Source organism: Indolivaga macrotermitis (genome assembly GCF_900128985.1).
In the GTDB taxonomy this organism is placed as follows: domain Bacteria; phylum Bacteroidota; class Bacteroidia; order Bacteroidales; family Dysgonomonadaceae; genus Dysgonomonas_A; species Dysgonomonas_A macrotermitis.
Genome location: NZ_FQUC01000038.1, coordinates 1 through 2,606, shown reverse-complemented (window position 1 = coordinate 2,606; position 2,606 = coordinate 1). Strand labels below are relative to the sequence as shown.

Annotated in this window: 1 protein-coding gene; it reads left to right on the top strand. The window is 43.3% G+C overall.

Going from position 1 to position 2,606, the window contains the following annotated elements:
* The coding region (locus tag BUC12_RS19595; RefSeq protein ID WP_262485781.1) for a helicase-related protein at positions 1-2,606 on the top strand (2,606 nt) is incomplete at both ends.

Here is a 2,606-nt window from a genome sequence, read left to right as displayed (position 1 = left end):
AGCAATATGATTATCAACGAAAAATTTGCCGTACAGGGTGAGAACAGGCTGTATACGGGTATGCACCTGCTCAAACACTCTTTGCTCAATACAACACCGAATATTACCAAAACGATTACGGTTACCGACCCCGATACCGGAGAAGATAAAGATGTAAAAGTACCCGATGGGCAAGCCATCCAAATGGCGAATACAAAAATAGATGAAATCCGCAACGGTTTTTCGAATTGGCTGGATGAACAATCTCCGGAGTTTAAGGATAAACTCGCCGATACCTATAACCGGAAATTCAACTGCTTTGTGCGTCCAACTTACGACGGTTCGCACCAAAGCTTTCCCGGACTGGACCTGAAAGCATTGGGTATTCCCGACCTGTACCAATCACAAAAAGACTGTATCTGGATGCTGAAGCAGAACGGAGGGGGCATTGGCGACCATGAGGTGGGGGCGGGTAAAACGCTGATCATGTGCTGCGCTGCTTACGAAATGAAACGGTTGGGGCAAGCCAATAAACCGATGATTATAGGATTGAAGGCTAATGTCCATGAAATAGCTTCTACATTCCGCACAGCTTATCCCAACGCGAAGATACTCTATCCGGGTAAGGAAGATTTTACCCCGCAGAAAAGGGTTAAGATATTCAACGAAATAAAGAACAACTCGTGGGACGCGGTTATACTAACCCACGACCAGTTCGGCAAGATACCCCAGTCGCCTGAGATGCAGCAACAGATATTTCAGGCAGAGTTAGATTCGGTAGAAGAAAACCTCAATGTTTTGCGAAATCAAGGCCAAGAAATATCCAAGATGATGCTGAAAGGATTGGAGAAACGAAAAGCCAATCTCGAAGTAAAACTAAGCAACCTGGCTGAACAGATTAAGGACAGGACCGATGATGTAGTCGATTTCAAGATGATGGGCATAGACCATTTGTTCGTAGACGAATCACATCAGTTCAAGAACCTTGCATTTACCACACGTCATGACCGGGTTGCAGGATTAGGGAATCCAGAAGGGAGCCAACGGGCCATGAATATGCTCTTTGCTATCCGTACCATACAGGAAAGAAGAGATAAAGATTTAGGAGCAACTTTTCTTTCAGGGACAACAATCAGTAATTCATTAACGGAGCTATATCTTTTATTCAAATACCTAAGACCAAAAGAACTGGAAAAACAAGGTATCAATTCATTTGATGCGTGGGCGGCTGTCTTTGCCAAGAAGACAACAGACTATGAGTTTTCCGTTACCAATCAGATAGTACAGAAAGAACGATTCCGGTATTTTATTAAAGTACCTGAACTGGCATCTTTCTATTCGGAGATAACAGATTTTCGAACAGCTAAGGATATAGGTATAGACAGGCCGGAAAAGAACGAAATACTGTATAATATACCACCTACACCACAGCAGGAAATCTTTATCGAAAAACTAATGAAGTTTGCAGAAACGGGAGATGCTACCCTATTGGGACGGGAGCCATTGTCGCAAAGTGAAGAAAAGGCAAAGATGCTGATAGCAACCGACTATGCGAGGAAGATGTCACTCGATATGCGTATGATAGACCAGGCATATGGCGACCATGTGGATAACAAGGCATCACATTGTGCAGCTATGATAGCAGAGTATTACAATAAATACGCAAAAGAAAAAGGGACGCAGTTTGTGTTTTCGGATTTAGGAACATACAAGCCTAATGAATGGAATCCCTATAGTGAGATAAAGCGGAAACTGATAGAAGACCATGGTATCCCCGCCCATGAGATACGCTTTATACAGGAAGCTAAGACTGATAATGCACGGAAGACGATGATTGAAGCCATGAACGCGGGACGTATCCGGGTATTATTCGGTTCGACAAGTATGCTGGGAACAGGTGTAAATGCTCAGAAACGAGCAGTCGCAATTCATCACGCAGATACGCCGTGGCGACCGTCAGACCTTAGCCAGAGGGATGGCCGGGCTATCCGCAAAGGGAATGAGATAGCAAAACTATATGCTGATAATAAGGTAGATGTAATTATCTATGCCGTTGAAAAGAGCCTTGATTCGTATAAGTTCAACCTGCTTCAAAACAAGCAACTATTTATCAACCAACTAAAGACAAACAATATGGCTACCCGTACCATTGACGAGGGAAGCCTGGATGAAGGCTCGGGCATGAATTTCTCGGAGTATGTGGCTATACTGTCAGGCAATACCGACCTGTTGGAGAAAGCCAAGCTGGAAAAGAAAATCGCTTCTCTGGAAAGCGAGCGGCAGGCATTTAACCGCAGTAAATCTTCCGCTATCTATAAGTTTGAGGATATTACCCGCACTGTAGACAGCAACTCTGAAATGATTGCACGGATAACAAAAGACCAACAGGCATTCAATGAGAAGGTACAGGTAGATAAGGAGGGAAATAAACTCAATCCGATAAAACTGGATAATCTCAATACCATTGACCCGAAAGCTATTGGAGAGAAACTGAATCAGCTTGCGAATAATGCAAGAACCAATGGTGAATACTTTAAGATTGGGGAACTCTATGGTTTTAAAATACTTGTCAAAACGGAGGAAAGCCAAAAAGAAGGCTCGATGTTTAAAGACAACCGTTTCTTTAT